Source organism: Streptomyces sp. NPDC045695 (assembly GCF_056432025.1).
On the sequence record NZ_JBWKJU010000022.1, the window covers coordinates 25050 to 49536 of the forward strand.

General features: G+C 69.6%; 24 protein-coding genes and 3 pseudogenes. 17 read left to right on the top strand and 10 right to left on the bottom strand.

The genetic code is table 11. From position 1 onward, the window contains the following. Positions 1-48: 48 nt before the first annotated feature. The 5 genes and pseudogenes from AC07DU_RS28585 to AC07DU_RS28605 all read left to right on the top strand — a co-directional run bounded on the left by AC07DU_RS28585 (position 49) and on the right by AC07DU_RS28605 (position 4330). Entirely contained in the window at positions 49-267 is a 219-nt protein-coding gene (locus AC07DU_RS28585) for a hypothetical protein (RefSeq protein ID WP_479114524.1), read from the top strand. A 567-nt stretch (positions 268-834) separates the two neighbouring features. Continuing rightward, on the top strand, positions 835-1380 hold the full coding sequence (locus AC07DU_RS28590) for an AAA family ATPase (protein ID WP_391937775.1): 546 nt from the start codon (positions 835-837) through the stop codon (positions 1378-1380). 142 nt (positions 1381-1522) lie between these two features. Beyond that, a pseudogene (locus AC07DU_RS28595) lies at positions 1523-2983 on the top strand (NF041680 family putative transposase). 26 nt (positions 2984-3009) lie between these two features. Beyond that, complete coding sequence (locus AC07DU_RS28600; RefSeq protein ID WP_479114527.1) at positions 3010-3528, top strand: proline dehydrogenase; 519 nt, start codon at positions 3010-3012, stop codon at positions 3526-3528. 190 nt (positions 3529-3718) lie between these two features. After that, positions 3719-4330, top strand: a complete 612-nt coding sequence (locus tag AC07DU_RS28605) for a GNAT family N-acetyltransferase (RefSeq protein ID WP_479114528.1) — start codon at positions 3719-3721, stop codon at positions 4328-4330. Positions 4331-4373: 43 nt separating this feature from the next. Here the strand turns inward: AC07DU_RS28605 and AC07DU_RS28610 are convergent. Beyond that, positions 4374-5247 (bottom strand): annotated as a pseudogene (locus AC07DU_RS28610) (IS5 family transposase). A 79-nt stretch (positions 5248-5326) separates the two neighbouring features. Between AC07DU_RS28610 and AC07DU_RS28615 the strand changes: the two are divergent. Next, entirely contained in the window at positions 5327-6658 is a 1332-nt protein-coding gene (locus AC07DU_RS28615; protein ID WP_479114530.1) for an HNH endonuclease, read from the top strand. 608 nt (positions 6659-7266) lie between these two features. On the opposite strand, the gene AC07DU_RS28620 is transcribed toward AC07DU_RS28615, so the two are convergent. Further along, positions 7267-7803 (bottom strand): hypothetical protein, encoded by a 537-nt coding sequence (locus AC07DU_RS28620; RefSeq protein WP_479114532.1) that lies wholly within the window; start codon positions 7801-7803, stop codon positions 7267-7269. Between the two features lie 1162 nt (positions 7804-8965). Here AC07DU_RS28620 and AC07DU_RS28625 point away from each other — a divergent pair. Then, positions 8966-9649 (top strand): hypothetical protein, encoded by a 684-nt coding sequence (locus AC07DU_RS28625; protein ID WP_479114534.1) that lies wholly within the window; start codon positions 8966-8968, stop codon positions 9647-9649. Positions 9650-9832: 183 nt separating this feature from the next. Here the strand turns inward: AC07DU_RS28625 and AC07DU_RS28630 are convergent, their stop codons facing one another. Beyond that, positions 9833-10012 (bottom strand): hypothetical protein, encoded by a 180-nt coding sequence (locus tag AC07DU_RS28630; RefSeq protein WP_479114536.1) that lies wholly within the window; start codon positions 10010-10012, stop codon positions 9833-9835. A gap of 891 nt (positions 10013-10903) precedes the next feature. On the opposite strand from AC07DU_RS28630, the gene AC07DU_RS28635 reads away from it, so the two are divergent. The 5 genes and pseudogenes from AC07DU_RS28635 to AC07DU_RS28655 all read left to right on the top strand — a co-directional run bounded on the left by AC07DU_RS28635 (position 10904) and on the right by AC07DU_RS28655 (position 13089). Next, positions 10904-11035 (top strand): hypothetical protein, encoded by a 132-nt coding sequence (locus AC07DU_RS28635; protein ID WP_479114538.1) that lies wholly within the window; start codon positions 10904-10906, stop codon positions 11033-11035. 144 nt (positions 11036-11179) lie between these two features. Continuing rightward, positions 11180-11578 (top strand): DUF2267 domain-containing protein, encoded by a 399-nt coding sequence (locus AC07DU_RS28640; RefSeq protein ID WP_479114540.1) that lies wholly within the window; start codon positions 11180-11182, stop codon positions 11576-11578. 112 nt (positions 11579-11690) lie between these two features. After that, a pseudogene (locus AC07DU_RS28645) lies at positions 11691-11858 on the top strand (PRC-barrel domain-containing protein); the annotation flags it as partial. 247 nt (positions 11859-12105) lie between these two features. Further along, a complete protein-coding gene (locus tag AC07DU_RS28650) occupies positions 12106-12735 on the top strand; it encodes a hypothetical protein (RefSeq protein WP_479114542.1) in 630 nt (209 codons plus the stop codon). 69 nt (positions 12736-12804) lie between these two features. Further along, positions 12805-13089, top strand: coding sequence for a hypothetical protein (locus tag AC07DU_RS28655; RefSeq protein ID WP_479037471.1), 285 nt, complete (start codon positions 12805-12807; stop codon positions 13087-13089). A gap of 133 nt (positions 13090-13222) precedes the next feature. On the opposite strand, the gene AC07DU_RS28660 is transcribed toward AC07DU_RS28655, so the two are convergent. From AC07DU_RS28660 to AC07DU_RS28670, 3 genes are all read right to left on the bottom strand, one after another. Next, entirely contained in the window at positions 13223-13408 is a 186-nt protein-coding gene (locus tag AC07DU_RS28660) for a hypothetical protein (protein ID WP_479114544.1), read from the bottom strand. A gap of 208 nt (positions 13409-13616) precedes the next feature. Then, entirely contained in the window at positions 13617-13763 is a 147-nt protein-coding gene (locus AC07DU_RS28665; RefSeq protein ID WP_479114546.1) for a hypothetical protein, read from the bottom strand. A 236-nt stretch (positions 13764-13999) separates the two neighbouring features. Then, positions 14000-14374 carry a hypothetical protein gene (locus AC07DU_RS28670; protein WP_479114548.1) on the bottom strand — a complete coding sequence of 125 codons (375 nt, stop codon included), beginning with the start codon at positions 14372-14374 and terminating at the stop codon, positions 14000-14002. A gap of 94 nt (positions 14375-14468) precedes the next feature. Here AC07DU_RS28670 and AC07DU_RS28675 point away from each other — a divergent pair, with 94 nt between their 5' ends. Then, positions 14469-14918 (top strand): SRPBCC family protein, encoded by a 450-nt coding sequence (locus AC07DU_RS28675; protein WP_479114550.1) that lies wholly within the window; start codon positions 14469-14471, stop codon positions 14916-14918. Positions 14919-15425: 507 nt separating this feature from the next. Here AC07DU_RS28675 and AC07DU_RS28680 read toward each other — a convergent pair. Together AC07DU_RS28680 and AC07DU_RS28685 are read right to left on the bottom strand one after the other, a co-directional pair. Next, positions 15426-15671, bottom strand: coding sequence for a hypothetical protein (locus AC07DU_RS28680; protein WP_360897592.1), 246 nt, complete (start codon positions 15669-15671; stop codon positions 15426-15428). A gap of 981 nt (positions 15672-16652) precedes the next feature. Then, positions 16653-17567, bottom strand: a complete 915-nt coding sequence (locus AC07DU_RS28685) for a hypothetical protein (protein WP_479114552.1) — start codon at positions 17565-17567, stop codon at positions 16653-16655. Positions 17568-18409: 842 nt separating this feature from the next. On the opposite strand from AC07DU_RS28685, the gene AC07DU_RS28690 reads away from it, so the two are divergent. Further along, on the top strand, positions 18410-18694 hold the full coding sequence (locus AC07DU_RS28690) for a hypothetical protein (RefSeq protein WP_479114554.1): 285 nt from the start codon (positions 18410-18412) through the stop codon (positions 18692-18694). A 1113-nt stretch (positions 18695-19807) separates the two neighbouring features. On the opposite strand, the gene AC07DU_RS28695 is transcribed toward AC07DU_RS28690, so the two are convergent. Beyond that, positions 19808-20404 carry a hypothetical protein gene (locus AC07DU_RS28695; RefSeq protein ID WP_479114556.1) on the bottom strand — a complete coding sequence of 199 codons (597 nt, stop codon included), beginning with the start codon at positions 20402-20404 and terminating at the stop codon, positions 19808-19810. A 591-nt stretch (positions 20405-20995) separates the two neighbouring features. Between AC07DU_RS28695 and AC07DU_RS28700 the strand changes: the two genes are divergently transcribed. The 3 genes from AC07DU_RS28700 to AC07DU_RS28710 all read left to right on the top strand — a co-directional run bounded on the left by AC07DU_RS28700 (position 20996) and on the right by AC07DU_RS28710 (position 22965). Next, a complete protein-coding gene (locus AC07DU_RS28700; RefSeq protein WP_479114558.1) occupies positions 20996-21508 on the top strand; it encodes a hypothetical protein in 513 nt (170 codons plus the stop codon). 39 nt (positions 21509-21547) lie between these two features. Beyond that, positions 21548-22534, top strand: a complete 987-nt coding sequence (locus AC07DU_RS28705; protein ID WP_479114560.1) for an L-threonylcarbamoyladenylate synthase — start codon at positions 21548-21550, stop codon at positions 22532-22534. 128 nt (positions 22535-22662) lie between these two features. Next, positions 22663-22965: a hypothetical protein gene (locus AC07DU_RS28710; RefSeq protein ID WP_479114562.1), complete on the top strand. Its 303-nt coding sequence runs from the start codon at positions 22663-22665 to the stop codon at positions 22963-22965. A gap of 131 nt (positions 22966-23096) precedes the next feature. Here the strand turns inward: AC07DU_RS28710 and AC07DU_RS28715 are convergent, their stop codons facing one another. Continuing rightward, a complete protein-coding gene (locus AC07DU_RS28715) occupies positions 23097-23738 on the bottom strand; it encodes a carbonic anhydrase (protein ID WP_453372914.1) in 642 nt (213 codons plus the stop codon). Positions 23739-24487: the final 749 nt, after the last annotated feature.

Sequence of the window (24487 nt, forward strand, 5' to 3'; positions counted from 1 at the left end):
GCGAACGCGAGAGGCGGATCGCACATGTGAGCGAAGTGAGGTCTGACGATGGCTGTGTCCTCCAACCTGGTCCCCGCATCGGTCGCGGCGGCCAGTGGCCTGGCCGCGACGATGGCCGGCGCCCCCTGGTGGGGTGTCGTGATCTGCCTGATCCTGGTCCTTGCCGCGACGTCCCTGCAGAGCGTCTTCCCTCAGGACTCCTCGGACCGGCTCACCTGGTGGACGAACCTACGTGATCCCCGCACGCGCCAGCGTGACAGTGAATGAAGGCGGGTGTAGCGCCATTTCGCCGGTGAACCTGCCTCCCGGCCCGGCGCGATCGGTGCCGCATCCAACACCCCGGTGAGACGACTGCGCACTGGGCGGATGAATTGACAGCACGCCTTTGAAGAACCCGAGCGCGGCGAGCTCGGGCGCTGCGGGAGACAGCGGCACCCGGCCGGACAGCGGCATCTACCGGGCCCAGTCGACGCCGAGCGCGGAAGGCGCTCCCGTTGTTCGGTGGTGAGGCCCTCGCGGCGGGAACGGGTGTTGGACAGCCACACCCCGAGCCGCACAGTGGTCCCGTCCGGCAGCTCCTCGGTGTGCCCGTGGGGGACGACGAACGTCCTTCGCGGGCTGCGTACTGGGCGAGGGCGTCGACGCCCCGCTCGAACGCCGAACCCGACGCCCGGCGCGGCCGCGACGCCGGAGCGGCCGGCTCCGCAGCCGGTATCACGCCCAGCTTGGCGAGGTGGGTCTGCTGCTGGGCGCCGAGCTGCTTCTCGGGCCTGTCTCCTTGATCCGCGCACATCTGGTTCGCGCAGTTCGACCCCCTGGTGGCAGGGTGCCGTTATGGATCAAGTAGAGGTATTGCTCATCGGAGGGCGCGCGGGCGTCGGTAAGACGACAGTGGGGTGGGAGGTCTCAGCGCGTCTGCGCGCCGCGATGGTTGCTCACTGCGTAGTCGAAGGCGACTTCATGGGGCAGGCACATCCTGCTCCGGAGGGGGACCCCCGGCGCAGAAAGATCGCGGAGCGCAATCTGACGGCACTCTGGTCGAACTACGCCGAGCTCGGGTACCGCCGCTTGATCTACACGCACACTGTGAGCGTGCTGGCTGAGAACGAGGCCATGTTCCAGCGCGCCATGGGTGCGAATGTCAGGATCGTGCGGGTTGTGCTTACTGCCTCCGATGCCACCGCTCGTGAGCGGCTGACCGGTCGGGAACTGGGCTCGGAGCTGGAGCACGAACTGGAGAGCAGCGCCCGTAAGGCGCGGATTCTGGATGAGCAGACGCCTCTGGACACGGTGCGAGTGGCGACCGACGGGCGTTCAGTGGTGGACATAGCGCGCGAGGTGTTGGGCGCTACCAGCTGGCTGCCCAGCACCTCCGGTTAGTTCTTCGTCGCTCAGCTTGTCGTTTATGGTCCGGCATCGAACGGGGCTCGTACTTGTTCGGTGTTCTCCCAGTTCACCGGAGATTTGAGAGGCCGTCGGCCGATGCTGTGCTGAGCGACGATGCAGCACGGAGGCCGGGATCGTGGGACTGGTCGAGCACGACGTTCAACGAGACGCGTGACGGTGGTGGCGGAGTTCAGGTCGGAGCTGTACGCGTGCCTGACCGCGCGGGGCGACGCGTTGTTCGAGTTGTGCGACGCGCTTCTATGCACGGATGGGCCGGTGCGGACGCTGAGATCTCGCACTCGCGCCTGAACACCGTCGTGGTCACGGGGCTCTGTACGGCGGACTCAACCAGGGGCGGATCGACGTCGCACGGCTGCCTCGGGCCCTGGTCGGGGTGCCGTTGCCGAGGGCGGCAGATGGTCGGCTGGTGCTGGTGGTGGATGTCTCGCCGTGGTTGCGGCCGGATGCCAACACGTGTGCTGACTGAGCCTTTTGTCACCCGTTCGGCCGGGGTGAGGGCAAGCATCAGATGGTGCCCGGCTGGCCGTACTCGGTGGTGGCCGCGTTGGAGACCGGCCGCACGTCCTGGACGGCGGTGCTGGACGCGGTCCGTTTGCAGCCCGGCGCCGATGTCGCCGCGGTAACCACAGCGCAGATCCGCGAGGTCGTCGAGCGGCTGGTCACCGCTGGCCAGTGGCGGCCGGGTGACCCGGAGGTCCTGGTCGTGCTGGACGCGGGATACGACGCTCCGCGCATCGCCCACCTGCTGGTGGGGCTGCCCGTCGAGATCCTCGGCCGGCTCCGTTCGGACCGCGTGATGCGGCGGCCGACACCACCGCGGGTCTACGACCCCAAAGGCGGCCGGCCGCCCAAGCACGGTGGCGAGTTCGTCTTCGGCGACCCGGCAACCTGGGGCACCGAGCTGGCGGTGACGGCCACGGACACCCGGCTCTATGGGAAAGCGACCGCGCAGGCGTGGGACCGGCTGCACCCGCGGCTGACCCGACGGGCCGCATGGCTCGACCACGACGGACCTCTGCCCATCATCGAGGGCACCAACATCCGCCTCGTCGTAGAGAAGCTGCCCAGCGGCGGAGTCAACAAGCCGGTATGGCTGTGGTGGTCGGGCACCGGCGCCACCAAGGCCGACGCCGACCGCTGCTGGCAGTCTTTTCTCCGCCGCTTCGACATCGAGCACACGTTTCGCCTCTTCAAGCAGACGCTCGGGTGGACCAAGCCCCGGCTGCGCAGCTCGGAAGCGGCGGACCGGTGGACCTGGCTGGTGATCGCCGCCTATGCCCAGCTACGGCTGGCCCGCCCGCTGGCGACCGACCTCCGCAGGCCCTGGGAGAAGCCGGCCGAGCCGAACAAACGGACACCCGCCCGCGTTCGCAGAGGGTTCAGGCACCTGTGCACGAAGGCCGGGTCACCAGCCAGTGCACCGAAACCGTCCCGGCGCGGGCCAGGTCGGCCACCTGGTTCGAAGAACCGTCACCAGGCCACCCGTCACGACGTGGGACGGGTCCTCGCCACCGGTGAGGGATACAGCCGACCCGCCCACCACGAGAAGGGCACGAAGCCCCGGCGAACTGGATGAACAACAAGAGCGGCAGACTGGGGCCCATGGACTCAGGACTCGCCGCACTGCTGGGCGCCGCCGTCGGTTCCGCCACCACCCTCGGGGCCGCGATCGTCAACGGCCGTGCTCAGGCACGGTCCCAGCACGCCCAATGGAGCCGCCAGCATCGCCGCGACGCATACGCCGGCTACCTCAGCGCTCTCCACGACCGCGACATCGCCATGGACGCCGTCCTCGACGCGCTGCATTCAGACCAACCCGACCTGCCCGACATCGACGAGAAGATAGGCCGTTTCATCACCCTGGCCCGCGAGGTCCACCGCGCCTGCGAAGTCGTCATCCTCGAAGGGCCGACATCCCTCGCGGAAGTCGCAGAACGCGTTGCCAAGGCCTCCAGCGATCTCTCGCACGTCATGCGACGGATGGCCGAGAACGCCCACGCGGGAGACACCACCCACAAGGCAGAAGACACCGCCCTTACTGCCGAACGAGAGCGAACCCTCTACCAAGCAGTCAAGGACTTCCGCCTCGCCGCCCGCAGCGTTATCGGCAAAACCAACTGACCCAGGGACTCCAGCCCCGGCCGCCCCGACCGTTGAGAGACAGAGCCGTTGTCAGCCTGAGACGTTAAACGTCAAGCTTAGGACCTGTTGTGAAAGTCGCCCCATGCCGTCACAGCTAGCTTGTTCGTTGCCCCGAAGATTGATCACCAGTAGGTTCGTGCCACCGGATCTGAGCTAGTGGGGGGCTGGGATGCTTGCGTTGACGGAGGTCGCCGACGACCCGGTGATCCTGACAAGCCGCCTGACGTTGAATGACGGTTCGGACGTGGTGTTCCGCCCTCTCGTACGCGCCGATGCGGAGCGTCTAGCGGGCTTTTTGAGCGCTATGTCGGTTGAATCGAGGCGGCTGAGTACGTTCGATGGGTACGGCCTCGCAACTGCGTTGGAGTTGTGTGACGCGATCGCGCGCTACGACAAGCTCCGGCTTGTGCTTGAGGAAGTGCCATCCGGAAGGATTGTCGGCCTACTTGAGTTCAGTCTCGATCTCCACACCGAGGACATCGCGCGCTATCGGGAGGCCGGCATCCGCCTTGCAGCTACCGATTGCCGCTTCGGTCCCACCCTGGCTGACGACTACCAAGGGAGAGGGGTGGGAACGCAAGTCTTCCCACTCGTGACGGACGTCGCACGGCGCCTTGGCAGGAAGAGGATCATCTTGTTGGGCGGCGTTCTCGCCGACAACCCACGCGCCATTCGTTACTACCAGAAGAACGGCTTCCAGTCGGCTGGCTCCTTCATCGGGGCCGACGGAGTGCGGTCGCTCGACATGATCCTCGATCTCGATTCGATGCAGGAAGCGTGACGGTCTTCGCTCAACCTTTGCTATCACGGGACAAGCGTGCTGGTCACAGCCACTCGTTGATGGCTGCGACCAGCACGGTCGCTTCGTAGCGGACGGCGAGTTTGTCGTACCTCGTGGCGACAGCACGGTGGCGCTTGAGGCGGTTTATCCCGCACTCGACCGCGTGCCGCTGCTTGTAGTCGTCCTTGTCGAACTTCGGCGGCCGACCGCCCGCGATCCGCGTTGGAGCCGGTTACGGATCCGGTCCGCCGGGACCGGAATCGTGGCTTTGATCCCGCGTCGGCGCAGGTAGGACCGGTTACTGCGGGAGTCGTACGCCTTATCGGCCCGCACCCGGTCCGGACGCTTGCGCGGCCTGCCAAGCCCCAACCTCGGGACCCGGATCGCCTCCAGGACCGGCTCGAACTGCGGGGAGTCGCCCCGCTGACCCGCTGTGATCACCACCGCCAGAGGCTTCTGCCCCTGCTCGACCGCAAGATGGATCTTGCTGGTCAGACCGCCTCGGGAGCGTCCGAGTCCGTTTGTTGGTCGGCTCGACGACGATCCCGCCGGGCGGCTCCTTCTGGAGATCCCCCTTTTTGCCGCCCCGGCGGCGTGCTGGTGGGCTCGGCACAAGGTCGAGTCGACGTTGACGTCCCAGGTGATCAGGCCCTTCGCGTCGGCTTCGGCCTGGAGGCCGGTAAGGATCCTCGCCCACGTCCCGTCCCGCTGCCAGCGCCGGAACAGGTCATAGACCCGGTCCCACGGCCCATACCGTTCGGCACGTCACGCCAGGGGGCACCGGTCCGGGTCCGCCACCGTATGCCGTCTATCAACTGCCGCCGCATCCACACTTGCGGACGACCCGGCTTGATGCCCTGCGACAGCAACGGCTCAAGCCGGGCCCACTGCCCATCCGTCAGATCACCACGTCCCACAACCCCTGATCGTCAACGAGCAAGATCCACTTTCACAACAGGCCCTAGACCACCCTGCACCAGCCAGAGAGAATGCTCTATGGCCGTCTCCAAGCGCCTCCGCTACGAAGTCTTCCGCCGGGACAATCACACCTGCCGCTACTGCGGCGCCAGTGCGCCCGCTGTCCCGCTGCGCATCGACCACGTCACCCCCGTTGCCCTCGGTGGTACGGACACCCCCGGCAACCTCGTCACGAGCTGCGAGCCCTGCAACAGCGGGAAGAGCTCCGCCACCGTTGACAGCGCCTTGGTTCAAGACGTGGCAAACGACGCGATCCGTTGGGCTGCCGCCATGCAGCAGGCCGCCGACAACCTTCTCGAACAGGAAGGGCCCAAGCTCGACTACCGCGCCGCATTCCTGAGGGAGTGGAACCGTTGGGGCTACGGCGAAGGCGACGACCGTAAAGCCATCGAGCTGCCTGGAGACTGGAAGCCGAGCGTCGAACGCTTCCGAGTCGCCGGACTGCCCGCCTGGGTCTGGGGCGAGATCATCGACATCGCAATGGGCTACGAAAAGGTCCTCGACCCCAACAAGTTCAAGTACTGCTGCGGCATCGCGTGGAAGAAGGTTGGCATTCTTCAGGAAAGTGCGCGGCAGATTGTCGGCGCCGGCGGTTCGCTCCCCCCTCTCGACATGCGTCAAGCGGTGCTAGAAGCAGCCTTTGCTGTGTGGCACTGCGGTATGGGCGAGGGAGAGGATGCACCGACTCCTGAGCAGGTTGCTGAGTTCCGCGGAAGCCTCGCGGGCGTCACCGAGGCCGAGTTGACGGAACCCGAGCGGATCGTGCAGGCCGCTCAGTACGCCACCTACTTCGGGATGAGCAATGTCGCGGAAGCGCGGCGGGACATGGACCACGACGCCGTCGCCCGCGCGTGGAATTCAGCATGGCCCCAAACGTGGGTCCCCGGGGACGAGGAGTGGGGCGGCAAGTTCATCGGTGGCCCTACGGACCGCCAGATCAACTGGTTCAGGGAGCAGACGACGAAGCTCCTCGACGCCGGAACTTCCGTGCACCGCCTCGTGCGGGCGGCCAGTCACGCGGGTTCACACAAGTCGGCTCGGATATATCACGGACTGGCCGACTCCGAACTTGAGGCGACGGGGATCAGCGGCTGGCAGTCGAAGGCTGCAGAGCTCTGGCGCGTTACGTACACAGCGTCAAGCATGGTCGAGCCGACACAGGAGGAGACCGCTCGGTTCTTTCAAAGCCTTCGGAAGATCTCCTCACTCGGCGAGTTCTTCGTAGCCGACGTTCACCAAGCGGCATCCGATGCCGGGTGCTACCAGGATGCGGATCTCATCCCCTGCCTCACTCAGCACCTTTCCGTGTTCGAAGCGGCGGCGCTCCCCCGCGTACAGCCGGGACATTGAGCAGTTGCTCTGAGTGCCGGACCCGGTGGGGGCTGGGAGCGGGGGAGAAGGTGCAGGGGTGGCGGCCCTGGTGCCGCAGCGAGCCCGGAGGGCCCGTGTACGACCTCCTGGTGCTCCAGGTCGGCACGGCCGCCTGACCGGCGCGTGCACGTTCGCGGAGACGCGGGGCGACACGACGGCGCGGCAGTCCCCGCCGCCTGAGGCGCCCCGGCCCCCGCACGGTCTCGACCAAGACCACCATTCCCACCGAAGGCCTGACCTGGGCCCCGGGGAAGCAGGCAAGCCCGGCGGGGTGGATGGCTTGTGCTGCCGCAATCACACCGCGGTCAAGAGGCTCGGCGACCAACGTGGATGGGTTGCGATCACGTTCCATCCGGACTTCGAAGTCTCTGCTCCTGGGCAGGGTGATATGCCCCAACAGGGGCAGTCCGACCGCATCCATGTTGGCCACCACGGCTTTCACGAACTCGGGATCCGGGTCGCTCTGGTCCGTGTCCCACGGGGTCTCGGCTGTGATCATGCCCAGGAGACCCACGGGGTGCAGCAGGAAGCGCAGGTGGCGGTCACGCAGGAGCGCGGCGCTCTGCTCGGGCGACAGAGGAACACGTTCAGTTCGGGTGTCGAGGCCTTGCCGACGAGGGAGATCCTCCTTCGGTCGGGAATCCCTCGGTATGAGCCAGGACGACGAAGTCGTCGACGAGATGCTCCCGCGGGAAGGACCCCGGGCCCATCAGGACGACGATGTCGAAGTGGCGCCGCCCGGTCTCGACTGCCTCGCGCAGCGGGGCATCGTTGCCGCACGAGTTGCCCGGCTCGCGCTCGCTCCAGGGGGTGCGCTGCTCGACGAGTTGGCCCCGGCCCTTTGCCGCATCGTGAAGCAGGAGGATGGTGCTGCGCGGGCCGGGGTGAGCCTGGGCCCTGGCCTCGGCGGCCTTGCGTTCCTTCGCGCGCTTCGAATACAGCCGGAGGTTCCCCCGGTAGGGCTCGTAGCCGTGCAGCAACAGCACACGCAGCCCTTGCCCAGCCCAGGCCGCGGCGAGCTGGTACGGCAGGCTCGCGACCTCATGGCTTTCGCTGAGGAACTGGATGACGCGCCCGTACCGCCTATCAGCAGCCCCGGGCTGCCGGAGCTTGGTGTACTTCAACCCAGTCGCCTGCTGCGTCCTGCGAGCTCGGCTCTTGGCCCCGCTGGCCCCGGCCTTCGGCATGATCGAACTCCGCTCCAGGGCCCCCACACGCCCCGCAGAGTCGATAGCGCGGTGGACTGATCCAGCGACGGGACCGTCCCTCAGGCACGACGGCCCGGGTGTCCTTCACCTGAGAATGGCCGTCGTGGGGTACGGCCGTCAGGCTCGCGGCGTGCGCCTCCTGCCGCAGCGCGGACAGTACCAGCGCCCGGCCGCCTGAAGGGGCAAGGCCGCCGGCGGCGTGCCGGTGGCCGAGCGGCCGGTCCCGGCCTACGAGCCCTACTCGGTCTCCCGCAGCGGCATCATCCGTGCGCGACGTAGCCGTGCCCTGGGCCGGGCTCCGCCACGTCCGTCTCCGGCAATGCATAGCCGCCCGCCTCGGAGCAGCTCGCCGGCCGGCATCCCCGTTCACCGCCACACGGTGGCCGCACCCCCGGTTTCGCCGGCGCGTCAGGTGCACTCCTTCGAGTGCTCCGGTGCGGACGGCAGCGGGTCTGCGGCGTTCGGGTGACGTGGCGGTCTGGCATCGCGGTGGCCAGGTCCCGTCTGCGGTTGGTGTGGTTGAATCCGCTGCGGTGGGCCCGGCGGGGTCCCAGTCCCTGTGCGCGACCCGACATCGAGCACACCGTGGGAAAGCCAACTCGGCTGGCACCGCAACACGCTCCGTACATTCTCGTGGTCTCTGCCGCGCGCGCTGTGTCGGGACAGCTCCGCGCTGTAAGGGGCTCCGAGTCATGAAGGCCACCGTCGTTGAACGCCGTGCCGAGCTGCTGCGCCTGTACACCGGGCTGCCATGGAAAACCGCCCTCGCGCGGGTCGAGGCCGCCGCACCCGGCTCCCTGCTCATCCCGGAGCCCGATGCCAGCCAGCTGATGCTGGAAGCACGGGTGATGGCCGCTCTGGCCTGGAGGCAAACCACCACGGTCCACCCGTGGGGCATCACGTACGTCGACCCGCGCCCCGACCGCCTGACGATCCGCTTCGAGCCCGACGTGGACGATCGCCGCGAAGGCGAGGACACCCAGGCCTTGGACTGGCCAAGGCGCTGCTGCCGCGCGCCGATGAGTACGGCGAGATCACGGGAGCGCCCGGGGCGCGCCCTCACATCGAGAACGGGACGGTGGTACTGCGCCTGCTGGGTACGACTGCCTCCGTCACCCTGCTGGGCCTGGACCCCGATGAATGGCGGCGGGCGGTCGAGACCCAGGACCAGAGGATGAGCACCTGGGGGACGACGCCGTGCCACCAGGGGCGGACCGACCGGTGGCACCCGGCCGAGCGCCCCTATTTGCGGCCGGGCCACCGGGGCGCCGCGGCGTCGGCCTGGCTGACCAGCGGTCTGCTGCGTTGGACCGGCCTGGTCCGTTCGCTGGGGATCTCGCTGGCTGTGACCGGCTGGCTCAACAGCCGCGCACGCGGCGGCGGTGAGCGCTGGATCATCGATCCCACCTTTGCTGAAGGCCACGGCGCCGCCGGCCACCGGCGGCTGGCGGCGCTGCTGTCAGCACCGGAGTGGGGCTTGCCCGTCATCGTCGTGGACGAGGAGTGCAACTGCCATCTGCCACCCGGATACACCGACCAGTGCACCACCACCGTCGCCTCCGCACGGGCGGACCGGCCGGGAGCGCTGGAAGTACGCACGATCCACCGCCGCGGGGACCGCCTGGGGCGGATCCGACAGGACCGGCCGACGGTCTATGCCGCCCAGGAGGAATTCGCCCACTGCGTGCCTGCCTGGGTGGACCGCTGGCTTGAGTCCGGCGGGTCGCCGACCGCCGGCGCCGCCGTCACCGGCCGTCGTTGAGACCGCACACCGGGCGTGGCGAGCAGCCAGACCGAAGGGGCAGGAAACCGCTGTCCCGCCCACCGGATCCTATGCCGCTGCGTCGGACTTTCGACTCGGATTGCCAGACCTCAGTCAATGGAAAGGGGCAGGTGGCATGCCGACAGGCAGCCACCACGCGGTAGCGCGCGGCACACTCCGCGGCTACATCCCGCGCAGGTGTGATCCGGCTCGGCCGTGCTCGTTGGCGAACCACTGCGCGATGCCTTCCACGGGGTCGTTCACGGGCCGGTCGGCGAAGGTCTTGTCGTACGCCGCCCGACCGCCGGCGTCGACATAGTCCGGCGGCTCAGGCGGCAGCCGGTCGGCTCGAAGCCAGCGCACGACCACGGGCTCAACGGTGAGCGGCAACTGAATTGGGACGCTGAGACCGCCCGTCCGCTGAACCGTGAGGGGCAGCGCATGGGTCGCACGGTTCCGTATCCAGCGCGCTCCCCGCATCACCTCTCCCTTGGCCCTCCCGCGGACGCTCTTGTAGCCACCGTCGGGGACGTCAGGTGATGGCGGTCGCGCAGCACATGCTGGTGCCGGTCTCGCGGGACGCCGCGGACGTCCTTCGGGAGCTGATCCAGGCCCGGGTCCACCTGCGGGAGACCGTGACCGCGCTTCCGCGCCCTGACCGCCGGCGTTCCGGCCGCCAGCGAGCCGGCTGCCGGTGTCCCGGACCCGGCAGCCGCGGTGCTGGAGCAGGCCCTCAAAGCGGTGCCGCGGGTGGACGCTGCGACGGCCCAGGTGATGCGGGAGAGGCGCCCCCGGTCGTGATGCCGAAGAAGGCGGAGTCGGGCTCGACAACGATCGACCTCCTGGACTACCTCTTCGGTCCGGGCGACCGCGACGAGCACATCGACCCGCACCTCGTCGCCGCCTGGGATCCGGATCTGCCGTGCCCGGCCCGCGCCCCGGACCGCATGGGGCGCTGGCAGATCTGGCGCTGCTCCTGGATGCCCCCGTGGAGGCACTGCGCGGCCCGAAACCGGAGGAGCACGTGTGGCACGTCTCGGTCCGCAACGCGCCCGGCGACCGCGTGCTGTCGGACGCGGAATGGGCAGAGGTCGCGGCCGTGATGGTCGACGCCGCAGGCATCGCGGAGCACGGTGACGAGCAGGCCTGCCGGTGGATCGCGGTGCGGCACGCAGACGACCACATTCACATCGCGGCGACGGTAAGCAGGACAAGCGGCACGGGCCCCGTAAGGGCAACCAGGAGCAGGGGCGCGTGGGACGTCCCGGGAAGGACCTGCTGTACCCGGCCCATCCGTCCCCCGAACCAGGAGTCGATGCGTCCTCCCCCCGCCGCGAGGACGACCGGCAGCGCGACGCGGAAGATCTGCGCGATGAGGAACTCTGACGAGGGCGGAAATTGTGCGGCCAGTGTGTGTCCCCTGATGGTGCGCCCTGTGTCGGCGAGTTTGCGGGACTGGGGGTGGCCGCCCGGGGCAGGCTGGTCCTGCAGAGGTGACATGAGCCCGCACGTCAATGAGGGAGACCCGCCGTGGCAATCGCATGGGACGCATTCCTGGCCAAAGTCCAAGACCGCGGCCAGTACACCACCACGCGCGAAGCCGAGCGGGTCACCCGTGCGGTGCTCAGCACCCTAGGGGCCCACCTTGGGGACACCACGCGCAAGGAACTCGCCGGCCAACTTCCCGATTCCTGCATGCCGCTGCTCCTCGACCCGCTGCCGGCCACGGAGCCGCTCACACCGCCGGAGTTCGTCCAGGCCCTCGCCCTCCTCATCGAGGGCGCGACCCCTGACACTGCCCAGTGGGACGCCGGCGCTGTCCTCAGCACCCTGGCAGACATCACCAACAAGGACCTGCTGCGCCGCCTCCTCACCCAGCTCCCACCCGGCTACGCACCGCTGTTCGGCGCCGGAGACGGACTGGTCTGAGGGCCCGGGAATCTTGTAAGGAGCCGGCTGGGCCCATGGGAAGTCGGCGTTCCGGCGGCCCGCGGGGCACGCGTCCGACCAGCCCACTGCGGCTGCGGCGCCCACCCCGGCTGTGCTGGACCACCCGGTCTATGACACCGACGGGAACAAGATCGGCGAGGCGAAGCGCGTCTTCCTCGACGACGCCACCGGCCAGCCGGAATGGGTCAGCGTCAAGGCCGGCCTGTTCGGGACCAGCGAATCCTTCGTCCCGATCCAGGACGCCCCCATGGTCGAGGACCAGCCAAGAAGACGCTCAGGCATTGTTTCGCCTTATTACAGGGCAAAAAGCCCCTCTCGCACCGGATGTTCATCCTATGGTTGAAAGGCGGATTAACTACCAGCCGAGCAAGACCAGACATAGCCCGACATCCGCAGACGGAAGCCATTCGCCCATGTGCCTGCCTCCGGTGGCCGACGAGGCCACCCACCTTGAGGCTGGCTGCCGTGCCCTGCAAGTGCAGGAACGTGTGTCTGGAAGGATTCACATGTCTGACCGCAACACGGCCATGCGCAGTCTGCATGACATCGGCTTGGCGGCTTGGTTCGGGGGCTCTCTGATGGGAGCGGTCGCCTTGAACAAGGCGGCGGGCAACGCCGTAAATGAGCCTGGACTCGCTTCACGCATCGCCAGTGCCGGCTGGGCCGCCTGGACTCCGGTGAACGCGGCCGCAATCGGCGCGCATCTGGTGGGTGGGGCCGGACTTCTGGGTGCCAACAGCGCCCGGGTGGCCTACCAGAAGGGCGTCGGTGCCTCCACCATCGCCAAGACGGTCCTCACCGGAGCCGCGCTCGCCGCCACCGCCTACAGCCGCGTCCTCGGAAAGAAAGTCGAACTGGCCTCGTCCCCGGACTCCGAGGATCAAGAGGCGGCAGCCGACCACCCCGTGGAACTGAACCAGGCACACCGCCACCTGGCGTTGCTGCAGTGGGCCGTACCGGCTCTGACGGCCGGAATGCTGGTACTCAACGCCCTGCACGGAGAGCAGCAGCGCCCCGAGCAGCAGCAGGCGGGCATGTGGCGGCGGGCCGTCTCGCCCCTGGCCATGGCAGGCGGTGCAGGTATGGCCGCCGTACGCCGGGCCAGCCACCACGGCCCGATGACGGGCCGCTGCTGACCTCTCCGGCCAAGCCCCGGGGGAGGGGCCGGACCAGCCCTGCCACCACTCCACGCGAGGAGAGACGCCATGCCCAGAGCTGCCACGCCCAAGGTGACGCAACCCGTCACAGACGACAGCATCAAGGTGCGCCAACTCAGCCACTACCAGTTCAGCTGGGTTGCCGGCGAGCCCGCTGCCCCAGGCACCCTCACCCTGCAACTCGTACTCGACGAAGGCGCCTGGGAAGAAGTGCTGACCCTCGACGCCGACGACGCCGACGTCCTCCAAGACCTCCTGCGCAGCACACCGACCGTCCACTACGACGTCAGCCGTCGCACCCTGATGTTCGGCGTCACCGCCGTCGGCAGCTGACGAGCACGCCACCACGGCGAAGGAAGGCGCGTCCACCGGGCGCAGCACCGTCCTCTGACGATCCGAGCTTCGACCCGAATTCGCCCGTTGCCCAACCCGGCGGCGGGCGACGCTCGCGTGCTCCGTCGAGTCTTCACTGCATGGGAGGCCGCTGTGTGCCGGGACTTTCGCGTACCCCGTCGGCGGTGTCACGGCCGACCTGGCGCAGCCCGTCGGCGGTCTCCTGGCCGACGCTCTGCGCATGGTCGGTGGTGGTCGCGACGGCTTCCTGCGCGGTGCTCTTCACCGATTCGACGGCTTGGGCTGCCGGTTCCTTCATCTCCTCGCGGATTTCCTGGGCTGCCTGCAGGGCTGTCTGCTTGACGGGTTCGAGGAGCTCGTCGGAGTGTTCCCGCAGTTGCTGTCCCGCACGCTCCTCGGCTCCGTGGTCGGCAGGAGCGCGGCTGCGAGCATGCCGGCGCCGAAAGCGATCAGACCGGCGGCCAGGGGCTGCCCTGGGTCCGCCGCCTGATCTGGGCCGGGGCCTGCTAGACGGTCTCCTGCGCGGTGCCGCCGACGTCCTTGGCCGTGTCCGTCACGCTGTCCGCCACCTGGTGCAGGCGTCCGGAGGTGTCCCTCGCTGACTTCGTCCGCGGCGCCTTGAGGAAGGCCGCCGGCGAGGGACGTGTGACCACCTGGCTGGAACTTGGCCAGAAGACAGGCCGCAGAGAGCTGGACAGGCTCTCATACTTGGACCAACTGGAAATACTCGCGCTAGTGGATGCCCAAGCCCGGCCGGAAAATCCTCGTTTGTCGGCCCTTATGGACCCTGCTGACCATGCCGCCGCCTTGCGGCTCCACCGTGATGTGTGCCGCCGCCTTGGCCGTCCAGTGCCAGAGAGCGACGCCGACCTCCTCGACCAACTGACAACTAGCGCGCGAAACTGCAGAGCCGGTAATCACGAAACGGTCCACTCGACGCCCAGCGCCCGCAGCGCGGCGTGCTGTTCGGTGCTTCGTGTTCGATATCCGCCTCCCACGTGCGGCTGAGGATCTCCATGGAGTAGGCCTCGGCGCCGTGGATCGGATTGTGGACCCGATGGCAGAAACGGCAGACGAGCACGCCGGGTGCGGGGACGTGCAGCGCCCAGTTCCTGCGGTCGGGACAGCGCAGGGCGACCGCGACGACCTCCAGGTCGTCCTCCAGAACCGTCCAGTACTTCTGCCCGGACGGCATTACCACGCCTGTCCTGATCCCGCACCGTAGCGGCGGGCCGTTTCGCTGGTACGTCTGTTCGGGGGTCATGGGCACGGGAAACGGGGGCACTGGGATGGGCAGGGGAAGGGCTCCCCGGGTACGGCCGGGCACTGCCCGGTCGGCGAAAAGGAAGGATGTTCCGGTGTCGCAGGTCGAAGAGTCCGTCGAGGTCAACGTCCCCGTGCGTACTGCCTACAACCAGTGGACGCAGTTCGAGTCGTTCCCTCATTTCATGGACGGAGTGGAGCGGATCGAGCAGCGCACCGACACCATGACGTACTGGGTCACGAAGGTCGGCGGGGTGACCAAGGAGTTCGAGGCGGAGATCACCGAGCAGATCCCCGACGAGCGGGTCGCGTGGACCACGCTGGGCGGTGATGTGAAGCAGGCCGGTGTGGTCACCTTCCACCGCCTGGACGAGAACAAGACCAAGGTGATGCTGCAGCTGGACTACGATCCGGAGGGCTTCGCGGAGAACGTCGGCGACAAGCTCGGGGTCGTCAAGCGCCAGATCACCGGTGACCTGAAGCGGTTCAAGGAGTACATCGAGGACCGCGGCCGCGAGAGCGGCTCCTGGCGCGGCGAAGTCTGACCGCCGGCCTCGGTGGGGGCGAACACCAGCCTCCCCGGCACCTTGCCCATCCTCCCAGCCAGGGACAGGTGGGAAGCCGGGTGCGAGCCCCCGAGGCGCGGGAACACGGCGGGGCCAGGGCGTGGTGCGCCCCCTTGGCCCCGCCGTTGCGTTGCCGGGGATCCGATGGCTTATCCGGCGTCCGGGGGGGACCGGATCACCCGGAGCCAGTTGTCCGCCTGCTCGGTCGGCCGCCCCTCCCTCCGGCAGGCGATCGTCCCCACCCACCTCTGGCTTCGGTCGCCTCCACTTTCCTCGGTCTTGGCTTCGACGTGGCCCGTGTGTGCGGTGTTCTTGTCCGTGTCCGGCGTCGGGGATCTCCTGATGGACCGGATGGGCGGTGACCGTTCTTGTGTTCCCACTGGCCGCCCGTGGACGCTTCCCGGCTGGGAGTGTCCTCGTGGCGGCACTGTGAGCGGGTGCTGGCAGGGGCTCCCCTGCCTGTGGTTTAGGGGGCTGTTCGTCTTTTTAGCGTTGGTGTTGCAGGGCGCTGGCTCCTGCGGTGATGAGTTCGGCGAGTTGGTTGGCGAAGGCTGCGTTGCATCCTCCGAGCCGGACGAATCCGTGGCCGGCTACTGGTCCGTCGTTGTGCAGGGAGGGGAGGGTCATGCCGGCGAGGGCGAGGGCGGTGCGGAGGTTGGTGACGGCGTCTTCGCCGGCCTGGTAGGCGGCGTCCTGGCGCTGCTTGTACTGGATCCGTTCGGTGTAGGTCATTTCGTACACGGTGTTTCTTGCCTTTCGTGGTAGGCGTGGGAGGTGGGGGTAGGGGCCGGAGCGCGTTGTGGGTCGGCCGGGCTTGGTCCGTCGAGGTGTGGCCCCAGTGCCAGCACACCGGCCCCTGGGCACACCGGTACCGGTCCCTGGGTACACCGGTACTGGCCCGTGGGTGCACGGGTCTGCTGGGCGGCGGCGGTCGCTCGGCGGGCTGCGGGCGTCCTCGCCGCAGCTGTCGGACCGCTTCGCGGCATCGGGATGTCCGCCATGCGGGGCAGACCCTGGGGTCACAGCCTTGTGGGCGGGTTTCTGGCTGGGCGAACACTGTCGGGCAGAGTCTGTGTCCGGCCCGTGACCATCGGTTTCGATCTTCGTTTCAAAGGTGCAGGCGTGCGTTCCCTTTGATCGTGTGGAAGGACCCGGGTTGTCCAGGAAGTCAGCGGCTGTCACCGCCTGTGCTTTTGGCGGTCGCCGCGCACGGGACGCCCGGCCTTGCGGTCTCGTGGTCCGGCGGGACGGTGGCTGCCGTCAGGTGGGCGGCAGAACCCCGCCGCGTGTCACCTGTATTGAGCGTCCCCATCAGCACCTCGTCTCGTCGGGACCTGGATCTGGATCTGGATCTGGACTGGGGGCGGGGCTGGCGGCCGGTCAGAGGCCACCGGCGGTAGGGACTTGAGGGCCCGGTCCTGCGGGGGGAGTTCACCGGCTCGCGGCGGGCGGACAGCGGAGGAACGCCGCGGCTACCCCCGGGCCGCCGCCACGACACGGCTCGCTGCCCCTGCCCCCGCCCATCTCCCTGCCCCTGCCCATCTCCCTGTCCCTGCCCCTTCCCCTGCCCGTGTCCCTGTCCCTGCCCATCTCGCTGGCCATGTCCCTGCCCCTTCCTCTGCCCGTGTCCCTGCCCGTGCCTGTGTGCCTGTTGCCGGGTGTGTAGCTGTAGTTTCGGCCTGTGGGAAGGACACCGCCGTCCGGGTACGGCTCTCATGCGCCGTATCCGAATCTGGGGCTGCTGGACGCGGAGTGGTCGGTTCCTCTGTCTGTTACGGAGCGGGCGGGCCGGATGCCTTCCGGGCTGCGTCGGGCGGCGGGTGTTGGTCCCGCTCCGAGCAGGACGGAGGGGGAGGGGGTGCGGTGTCGTGGAGCGGCCTGGCGGGGTGGCCGGGTGAGGGTGATCTGGCGGACCAGCTGCTGGAAGCAGGCCAGTGCCGCGACGGCGGGAAGCGCGGAGGAGGTTGCGGCGGCGAGTGTTCTGGGTGCCTGGGCTACACACAGGAGCGTCGCCAGGGTGGAGAAGAGCAGGACGATCGACCAGGAGTGAAGCGCGCGGCGCTGGTGCAGGGCGGACCTGAGGATGGACAGGGAGGCGACCATCCATGGTCCGTAGACCAGCAGGGGCCACCAGCTCACCACTTCGCTGGCGGTGTGGGGTCCTGCGCTGTGGCGCAGTGCGTCGCAGATGACCAGCCCGCTCAGGACGCTCACCACGGCTGCGATGACGGCGACCAGCACGGCGGTGAAGAGGCTGCCGGTCTGCAGCAGGGTGGTCACCGGCGTCCGTGAGGCGTTGCGGCGGTGGCCGCTGACGGCTCGTGTGGGCGGCGGCTCGGCGGGGCTCTGCTTCAGTCCCGCGACGAGCCCGATGGCGCTGACGGGTTCACCGGTGCCGTCGTAGCCGTCGTAGCCGTCGTAGCCGGCGCGGGTGAAGGGCGGCTCTGTCGGGCCGGGCGCGGCGCTCTCCTGCAGGAGGCTCGCGAGCTCCTCCACCGGATCCCAGGGCCGGTTGTCCTCTCCGGTCCCGCCGAGCGGTTCCCCGGGCTCCGGCCGGCGCCAGAACACGGTGGTGTCCGGCGGGGGGTGGGAGCCGTGCAGGTCCGGGTATCCGTACGGCTCATACACGGGAGCTGCCGCCCGGGCGCTCGCAAAGGGCCGTCGCCGACGGCGCGGTGGTCGCCGACCTCCGGTCGAACTCGGCCTGGATCGTTCTCATCGTGTGGAGGAAGTCCTCGAAGACCGAGGACGTGTAGCGCAGGTCGATCTCCCGGCCCTCGTCGCCCAGCGTTGCGTTCCTGACCTCGCCGCCGCCGGTTGATCCCGGGGTGAATGTCCACTTTCCGATCCGGGTAGGCCCGGTTCGAAAACCACCTCCCCGTCCGTCTTCTCCTGGAGGCCTGCGGAAGAAGAAGGGGGGCTTTGCTGTTGTCATATTCCATAAACGCTGCCGATGTTGGTCTGGGTATGCGCCATCCGGGTGATGGGGGCGGATGAACAAGTGTGACCGCGCCCCTTTCCGTTTCTGCAACGCGACAAGAACTCGGCAGTCACGCCATCGCGTCCCGGCAATCCGCAGCTCGGCGAGCGGTGAGCGCCGGTAGAGGCGAGCCCGCGGCGCCCTGCTGCCGCGCGCGCCGGTCCGCCCGGCGCCCCTCTCCCCGGCCGGACGCCTCCGCGCACGCCGCCGGCTCTCCATATTTTCATACCCATATTTTCATCGCCCCGTGCCGCCTTCCGGCATCCAACGGCCCCACCGCCCCACAAAGGCACGACGGCCCCAGGCGCGGCCCCTGACGTCGGCTGATCATCGGCAAAGAGGCTGATAGGCCAAGGCGGGCGGATTGCTGCGCATGGCTGCAATCCGACGGCAGGGCGCAACTCTGCATATGCCGCTGCGTTATGCCGGGCACTCGACGGGGCCCGAACGTGTGGGTCCCCTCCGGCATCTGCCTTCGAAAGGACCAGCTGTGGGACACCTTCTCCTGTGGATCGTGCTGATCTCCGCCGCCCTGGGCACAGGTTGCACCGCTTTGACCTCATCAGGGACCGGCTGTCTGTGGCACGTGGACGCGGTCGAACTGAGGCGCCAGCAGCGCTTCCGGCACGTCCTGTCCTGCCATGTCGACGCCGTCCGCCTGGCCCGCCGGCAAGGCGCGGCACCCCTGGAGAGGCCCGCCCGCGTATCGGCCTGCCTGCCCACGGAGCCGCTCGGGGCCGTCCACGAGCCGTGGGCGGCGCCCCCCCACCTGTGACGTGCGCGCCGCTGCCGCGCCACGGCCATGCGCCGGGGCGCCCGGCCGCAATGCCGCGAAATCCTCACCCCGGCAGATAGTGCACCCAGTCGAAAAGTGTGCCCGATATCGCGCATCCCTTAAAAACCCCGGCAATCCATGCAACTCCGGCTGCGCAAAAACCCCGGCAATCCGTACATTGCCGGATCTCGCAACAGTGCCGGTCTCGAATGACGGACCCATGTAATTCACGTTCGATGCACCTCCGCGCTAATCGTCGGCGAAATGGTGAGAAGTGCCCAAAGTAAAAAAAGTATCATCCACCTGTTGTTTTTTCCGCAAGGAGCAACTCGTTTCGTGAAGGGAAGCCAGCACGACCCCTGTGGTGAACTGCCCGACAGCGGTCCACGGCCGGCCGCCCGCCGCCGCATCCGGCCGGCGGCAGCGCGGATGGCCAGCACGCTACGAGCGGCGCTGGTGCGGGTGACGCGCCGCCTCGCTGCGGGCGCAGCGCAAGCCGCCGCCCCACCCCCGCGGGACACGGGACCGGCAGGTCCCCTCCACGATGAGTACCGGGCGGGCTTCCCCCTGCACCTGCCCCGGCAAGCACGCGTCACCAGCGACGCCCACGGCTGCCCGTGGTGCCGCTCCCTGGCCAACCCGGCCCCTCCCGAGCGCCCCGACCCCCAGCCCTGACCCGCGCCGGTACGCCGCCGCTGACACCGCCGGCGCAGCGCGCCCGGGGCACAGGACACCGAACCCCGGCCGGCGCACGGCCGGGGTTCCCCCAGGCGGTCACGGCCGGCCGCCACGCGGATGCGCCCTTGCCGCAGCCCCCGCCCCGGCGCCCGCAGGCCGCAGGCCAGCACGATCACCGCCGGCCGCCAGGAGGCCCGGCCTGTCGCACGTGTGCGCGGTTGTGATCCCGGAGTCCGACTCGTCCGTCGTGTCATTGCGCTTGTCCCGCGCACAGGTTCGGGAACCCGGCGGACCAGCCGGAGGGCTGGAGGGGTGGAGCGCTGGAGCGCTGGAGGGCCAAGCCCAAATGGCTGTGTGAGGGCTGTGCCGGCAGCCACCCGTGCTGCACCGCCCGCACCCCCGCCTCGAACCGGCTGCGCGCCCCCAGCCGTTCCGTCAGATCGGTGGCGATCCGCCGCGCCGTCCGCTGCCCAACGCCGAGCCGTTTGGCCATCGCCTCGTCCGGGAGCCCCCGGACAGCAGCCGGATGGTGGTGGTTTCCGGGCTGGTCAGGCCCTGGGAATCCCGCACTCCCGCCTGCCCCAGCGGCTGTGCGGCCGCCCAGCGGGTCTCGAACAGCGCGCACAGCGCGGTGAGCGTGCCCTGCCCGGTCAGGACCACGGACCCGGCGGCCGTGTCGTGGCTGTTGACCGCAATGACGGCGGCCGAACGGTCCGTGGTGATCATCCGGGCGGGCAGGACGGGCACGGTACGGATCTGCGCGCCCCGCTCCGACAGCCAGTTGACGTACCCGACTGTGTGCGGGCTGTTGCGGGCACTGTCGAGGCAGATCGCCGGCATCCGGATCCCGCGCTCCAGCAGCTCCGCGTTGAGCGAGCGGGCCGCCGCGATGGACTGCGGGGTGTGGGCACCGTCGTGGACTGCGGGGGTGGGGGCACCGTCGGGCGCGAAGGTCATCGCCTCGGTGGTCGTCTCACGGGTGAGCCGGGCCAGGCAATCCCTGATCTGGTCGAGGCCGTCCCATTGCTCCACGGCGGGGCTCGGTGCCTGCGGCGCCGCAGGTCGGCGAACTCGGCGATCAGCTGCGCCGCGGCAGCTCGCGAGGCCTGAACCCGCTGCTGCCGGGCGGCGAGTTCCGCCTGCTGGCGGGCCATCAGGATCTCCCTCCCGATGTCCGGCGAGACGGCCCGGAGACGGCCCGGAGACGGCCCGGAGCCGGCCCGGAGACGGCCCGGAGACGGCCCGGAGAAAACGGCCTGGAGCCGGCCCTCCTGCTCGGCGGACGGCCGTACGAGCGCCAGCTCGCTCAGCAGGCCGAGCGTGTCCCGCACCTGCTCCTCGGCGTGACCCGTGTACTGCGCCAGAGCGGCCACACCGTCCGGCGGACGGGCCGGCAGGGCGCGCTAGACGGATTCCGCACGTGTGCCGAGACCGAGTGCGGCCGGCATCTCCAGCCACCCGCAGGAGACTTCACCAGCAATCCTGTTCGGGGTCCGTGATCGTGCCGTAGCGGTTCTTGAGCGGTCACCCTCCGTTCAGCGCATGCCGGGAAGGGGCCAGGGGCCCAAAGGGGCCCGCGCCCCAGTGGTGCCGCCCGGCCCGCATCCCTGTCTGAGCCGTTGTATGCACCTCATCCACGCGAGCCTCAAGGCGCTCGGTGGCGCCGCAGCCCTTCCCTCCGACACCCGTGCTCTCGTCCTCGGCCAGGCCCTGCCCCAGGATCGTGTCGAGCACGTGTCCGTCCACGCGCACCCGCTGCCCCACCCCGTACTCGGGCTGTACCTCCTGCCGGACCGGCTGCTGGAGGCGGAGGCGGAGGCGGAGGCGACGGCGCGCACGCTGTGCCTGCGCACCCTGCCTGACTGCCACGAGCTCAGCGGCCGGACCCTGCGCGAGGCTCAAACCCCCCTGGCCGCACCCGTCTTCGAGCAGATGCTGCAGCTCCACACACGTCGAGCCAGAACCGCGACCCGTCAAGAAAGCCAAGGATGGGAGCCGCGAACGACGATGCGAAGGGCAAGACGTCACAACGGGCCATCGGATGGGCTTGGAGTGGGGACGGCTCGCCGGTGCGACTCCAGGATCAAGGGGGTGTGGGCGGCGCGCCGCGCCGAGAGGCTGGCACGCCAGGGCTGAGATGGATCACGGCTGTCGCCGGTCCTTGAGACCCCTAGGATGGCGAGGGTGAGGGTAAAAACCAGTGACATCGACAAGGCGGCTGGTGTGCTGCGCGCCGGGGGCCTGGTGGCTCTGCCGACCGAGACCGTCTACGGACTGGGCGCGAACGCCGAGGACCCCGCCGCCGTCTCGCGTATCTTCCAGGTCAAGGGGCGCCCGGCTTCCCACCCTCTGATCGTCCACATCAGCGGCGCCGAGCACCTGGACGACTGGGTCCAGGAGGTACCCGCGACGGCCCGCCTACTGGCCGAACGCTTCTGGCCGGGGCCCCTCACGCTGGTCCTGCGGCGCGGCCGCCGGGTGCCCCTTGAAGCGACCGGTGGCTTGGATACGGTGGCCGTGCGCGTGCCCGACCACCCCGCCGCACTCGCGCTGCTGTCGGTCTTCGGCGGCGGTGTCACGGCCCCGTCCGCCAACCGCTTCGGCTCGGTGAGCCCCACGACCGCGGACGACGTCCGTGCCGAGCTCGGCGACGCCGTCGACTTCGTGCTGGACGGCGGCCCCTGTGAGGTCGGTGTCGAGTCGACCATCGTCGACGCCACCGGGGAGATCCCGGCCATCCTGCGGCCCGGCGGGGTGACGCGCGAGGACCTCGAAGCGGTGCTGGGATGCCCGCTCGCGGTCCCTGCGGCCAGCAACATCCGGGTGCCGGGCCAGCATCCGTCGCACTATGCGCCGCGTGCTCGGGTCGTCCTGGTCGAGCCGGAGAAGGTCGTCGCCGAGGCCGAGCTGGCGCAGGAACTGGGGCACCGGGTCGGCGTCTTCCTTCCGGCCGCCTTCGCCGGCGCTGAGGTGAAGGCGCACGCGGTGGTGACGGTCCCCGGTTCGATGGCCGCCTACGCGCGCGGACTGTACGGCTTCCTGCGCGAGCTCGACCAGCAAGGGTGCGACCTCATCGTCGCGTCACTGCCGGCGCAGGAGGGGCTGGGACTGGCGATCGCCAACCGGCTCCGCCGCGCCGCGGGACCCCGCACCACCGTGTGACCAGCGCCGACGCCATGCCCTTACGGCTCCCGGATGGGGGAGCCGTAAGGATGCGTGGCGGATTCGGCTGAGCTTGCGTCGGTCCGGCAGGCCGGGCACAGCTCGCGCCGCCCGTCGCCGGTGGACCGTTGCCCTTCCCCGCCACACCTCGCAGCCCGCAGCCCGCAGCCCACACCTCGCACCTCGCAGCCCACACCTCGCACCTCGCAGCCGGCGGCCCGCACCTCGCGGCCCGCGGCCCGCACCTCGCGGCCCGCACCTCGCACCTCGCGGCCCGCACCTCGCAGCCGGCGGCCCGCACCTCGCAGCCGGCGGCCCGCACCTCGCGGCCCGCGGCCCGCACCTCGCGGCCCGCGGCCCGCACCTCGCGGCCCGCGGCCCGCGCCAGGTCGGCGCGGGGGGCGGTGCCGGGTGCGCGGTCGGCTCCGTGAGCCATCGGGCGATGCCCTCCGGGGCTGATCGAGCGCTGAACCCGGCGGGTTTCCCCCTTCCCGTATCCCTCCCCGTATACGGGCCCCTGCGACCGCCGCACATTACGTAGGGGCAGCCACGGCCGGGAGGGTCAGGACGCGGCAGGGACCCCCGCACCGAGACCGCGAGAAGCGACGAGCTGTGCACTGCCGTCGGCCAGCCGGTAGGACAGCCCCACCACCCCCAGGCGGCCGTCGGCCACCCGCTCAGCCAGGACGCGGGAGCGTTCGAGGAGCAGGTCCACCGTGTGCTCGATGTGCTCGGCCAGGATCTCGTCGGCCTGGTCGCGTCCGGCGGCGCGGGCTGCCAGCACGCTCGGAGTCACCCGTTCGACAACATCACGGACGAAGCCGGCGGGCACCTTGCCACCGTCGGCTGCGGCACGGGCGGCTGCGATGGCCCCGCACGAGTCGTGGCCGAGCACGACGACGAGCGGGGCGTCGAGCACGCTCACGCCGTACTCGACGGAACCGAGGACCTCTGCACCGGCGACATGCCCCGCGGTGCGCACCACGAACAGGTCGCCCAGGCCGCGGTCGAAGATGATCTCCGCGGCCAGCCGGGAGTCGGAGCACCCGAACAGCACGGCGAAGGGCTGCTGGGACGGTGCGATCTCGGTGCGGCGTATGGCGTCCTGGTTCGGGTGCTCGGGGGTGCCCGAGACGAAGCGCTGGTTACCGGCCATGAGCAGCTCGAAGGCGTCGCGGGGCGTCGGGTTCTGGATCTCGGTCATGGCGGCAGCCTACGAGTCGGCACCAGCCGTCGCACCGCCTGGGCCCGCCGGAGCCCACCAGGCCGGGCCACACCAACGGCCTCGTCATCACCCCCAGGCGCCGGGCGAGGGCGGACTCGGTACGCAACCGCAGCGCGCGACGGTGCTGCCCCGCCCCCTATGGCCACCGGTCCGGGACCCTGCGTCCGTCGTCCACATCCGCACAACGAGCCCGCACAACGAGCCAGGCGCCGCCCGCGCCGTCGACCGAACGAGGGCCGGCCGCCCAAGATCACTAGCCGGCCCGCCCTCGCGGGCCTGCCCCGCCAGCGCCGCCACGACGCTCTGTGTCCCGTCCTCGTCCGTCCCGTCCTCGTCCGTCCCGCCCTCGTCCGTCCCGTCCTCGGTCCGGTCAACGAGCCTGGCCACCACGTCGCCTGCGCCGGGACCGAGGACCTGCCGGGTGGCGCGTTCCATCAACCCGGGGCCGGTGCCGCTGCCGGGGGCCGGTGAGGGCCCATGCAGTTGCTTTAGCCGAACGCCGCGCGGCCCAAGGCGGCGCCGGTGCCCTCTCGTACGACGGCGTCGCTGCCGCTTGACCCCGACGGCCAGGACGACGACGCGGCCGAGGTCCCTGTGATGCCGGCCGGCGATCGCGCGCTCCGTGCGCGCGTATACCGCCGGGATCCGCATGGGTTGCCCTTGAGGAACGACAGGGAGCGCCGTGGGGCCGCGCACGGTGCCCTCGGCCGGATCTGCGAACTGCGGTA

What these genes read in the sequence shown, in the direction of transcription:
- AC07DU_RS28705 (WP_479114560.1), top strand. Translation starts at nt 21,548, where the DNA reads ATGGCGAGGGTGAGGGTAAAAACCAGTGACATCGACAAGGCGGCTGGT.
- AC07DU_RS28700 (WP_479114558.1), top strand. Translation starts at nt 20,996, where the DNA reads ATGCACCTCATCCACGCGAGCCTCAAGGCGCTCGGTGGCGCCGCAGCC.
- AC07DU_RS28585 (WP_479114524.1), top strand. Translation starts at nt 49, where the DNA reads ATGGCTGTGTCCTCCAACCTGGTCCCCGCATCGGTCGCGGCGGCCAGT.
- AC07DU_RS28715 (WP_453372914.1), bottom strand. Translation starts at nt 23,738, where the DNA reads ATGACCGAGATCCAGAACCCGACGCCCCGCGACGCCTTCGAGCTGCTC.
- AC07DU_RS28590 (WP_391937775.1), top strand. Translation starts at nt 835, where the DNA reads ATGGATCAAGTAGAGGTATTGCTCATCGGAGGGCGCGCGGGCGTCGGT.
- AC07DU_RS28605 (WP_479114528.1), top strand. Translation starts at nt 3,719, where the DNA reads ATGCTTGCGTTGACGGAGGTCGCCGACGACCCGGTGATCCTGACAAGC.
- AC07DU_RS28600 (WP_479114527.1), top strand. Translation starts at nt 3,010, where the DNA reads ATGGACTCAGGACTCGCCGCACTGCTGGGCGCCGCCGTCGGTTCCGCC.
- AC07DU_RS28670 (WP_479114548.1), bottom strand. Translation starts at nt 14,374, where the DNA reads ATGACCCCCGAACAGACGTACCAGCGAAACGGCCCGCCGCTACGGTGC.
- AC07DU_RS28650 (WP_479114542.1), top strand. Translation starts at nt 12,106, where the DNA reads ATGTCTGACCGCAACACGGCCATGCGCAGTCTGCATGACATCGGCTTG.
- AC07DU_RS28660 (WP_479114544.1), bottom strand. Translation starts at nt 13,408, where the DNA reads ATGAAGGAACCGGCAGCCCAAGCCGTCGAATCGGTGAAGAGCACCGCG.
- AC07DU_RS28680 (WP_360897592.1), bottom strand. Translation starts at nt 15,671, where the DNA reads ATGACCTACACCGAACGGATCCAGTACAAGCAGCGCCAGGACGCCGCC.
- AC07DU_RS28615 (WP_479114530.1), top strand. Translation starts at nt 5,327, where the DNA reads ATGGCCGTCTCCAAGCGCCTCCGCTACGAAGTCTTCCGCCGGGACAAT.
- AC07DU_RS28655 (WP_479037471.1), top strand. Translation starts at nt 12,805, where the DNA reads ATGCCCAGAGCTGCCACGCCCAAGGTGACGCAACCCGTCACAGACGAC.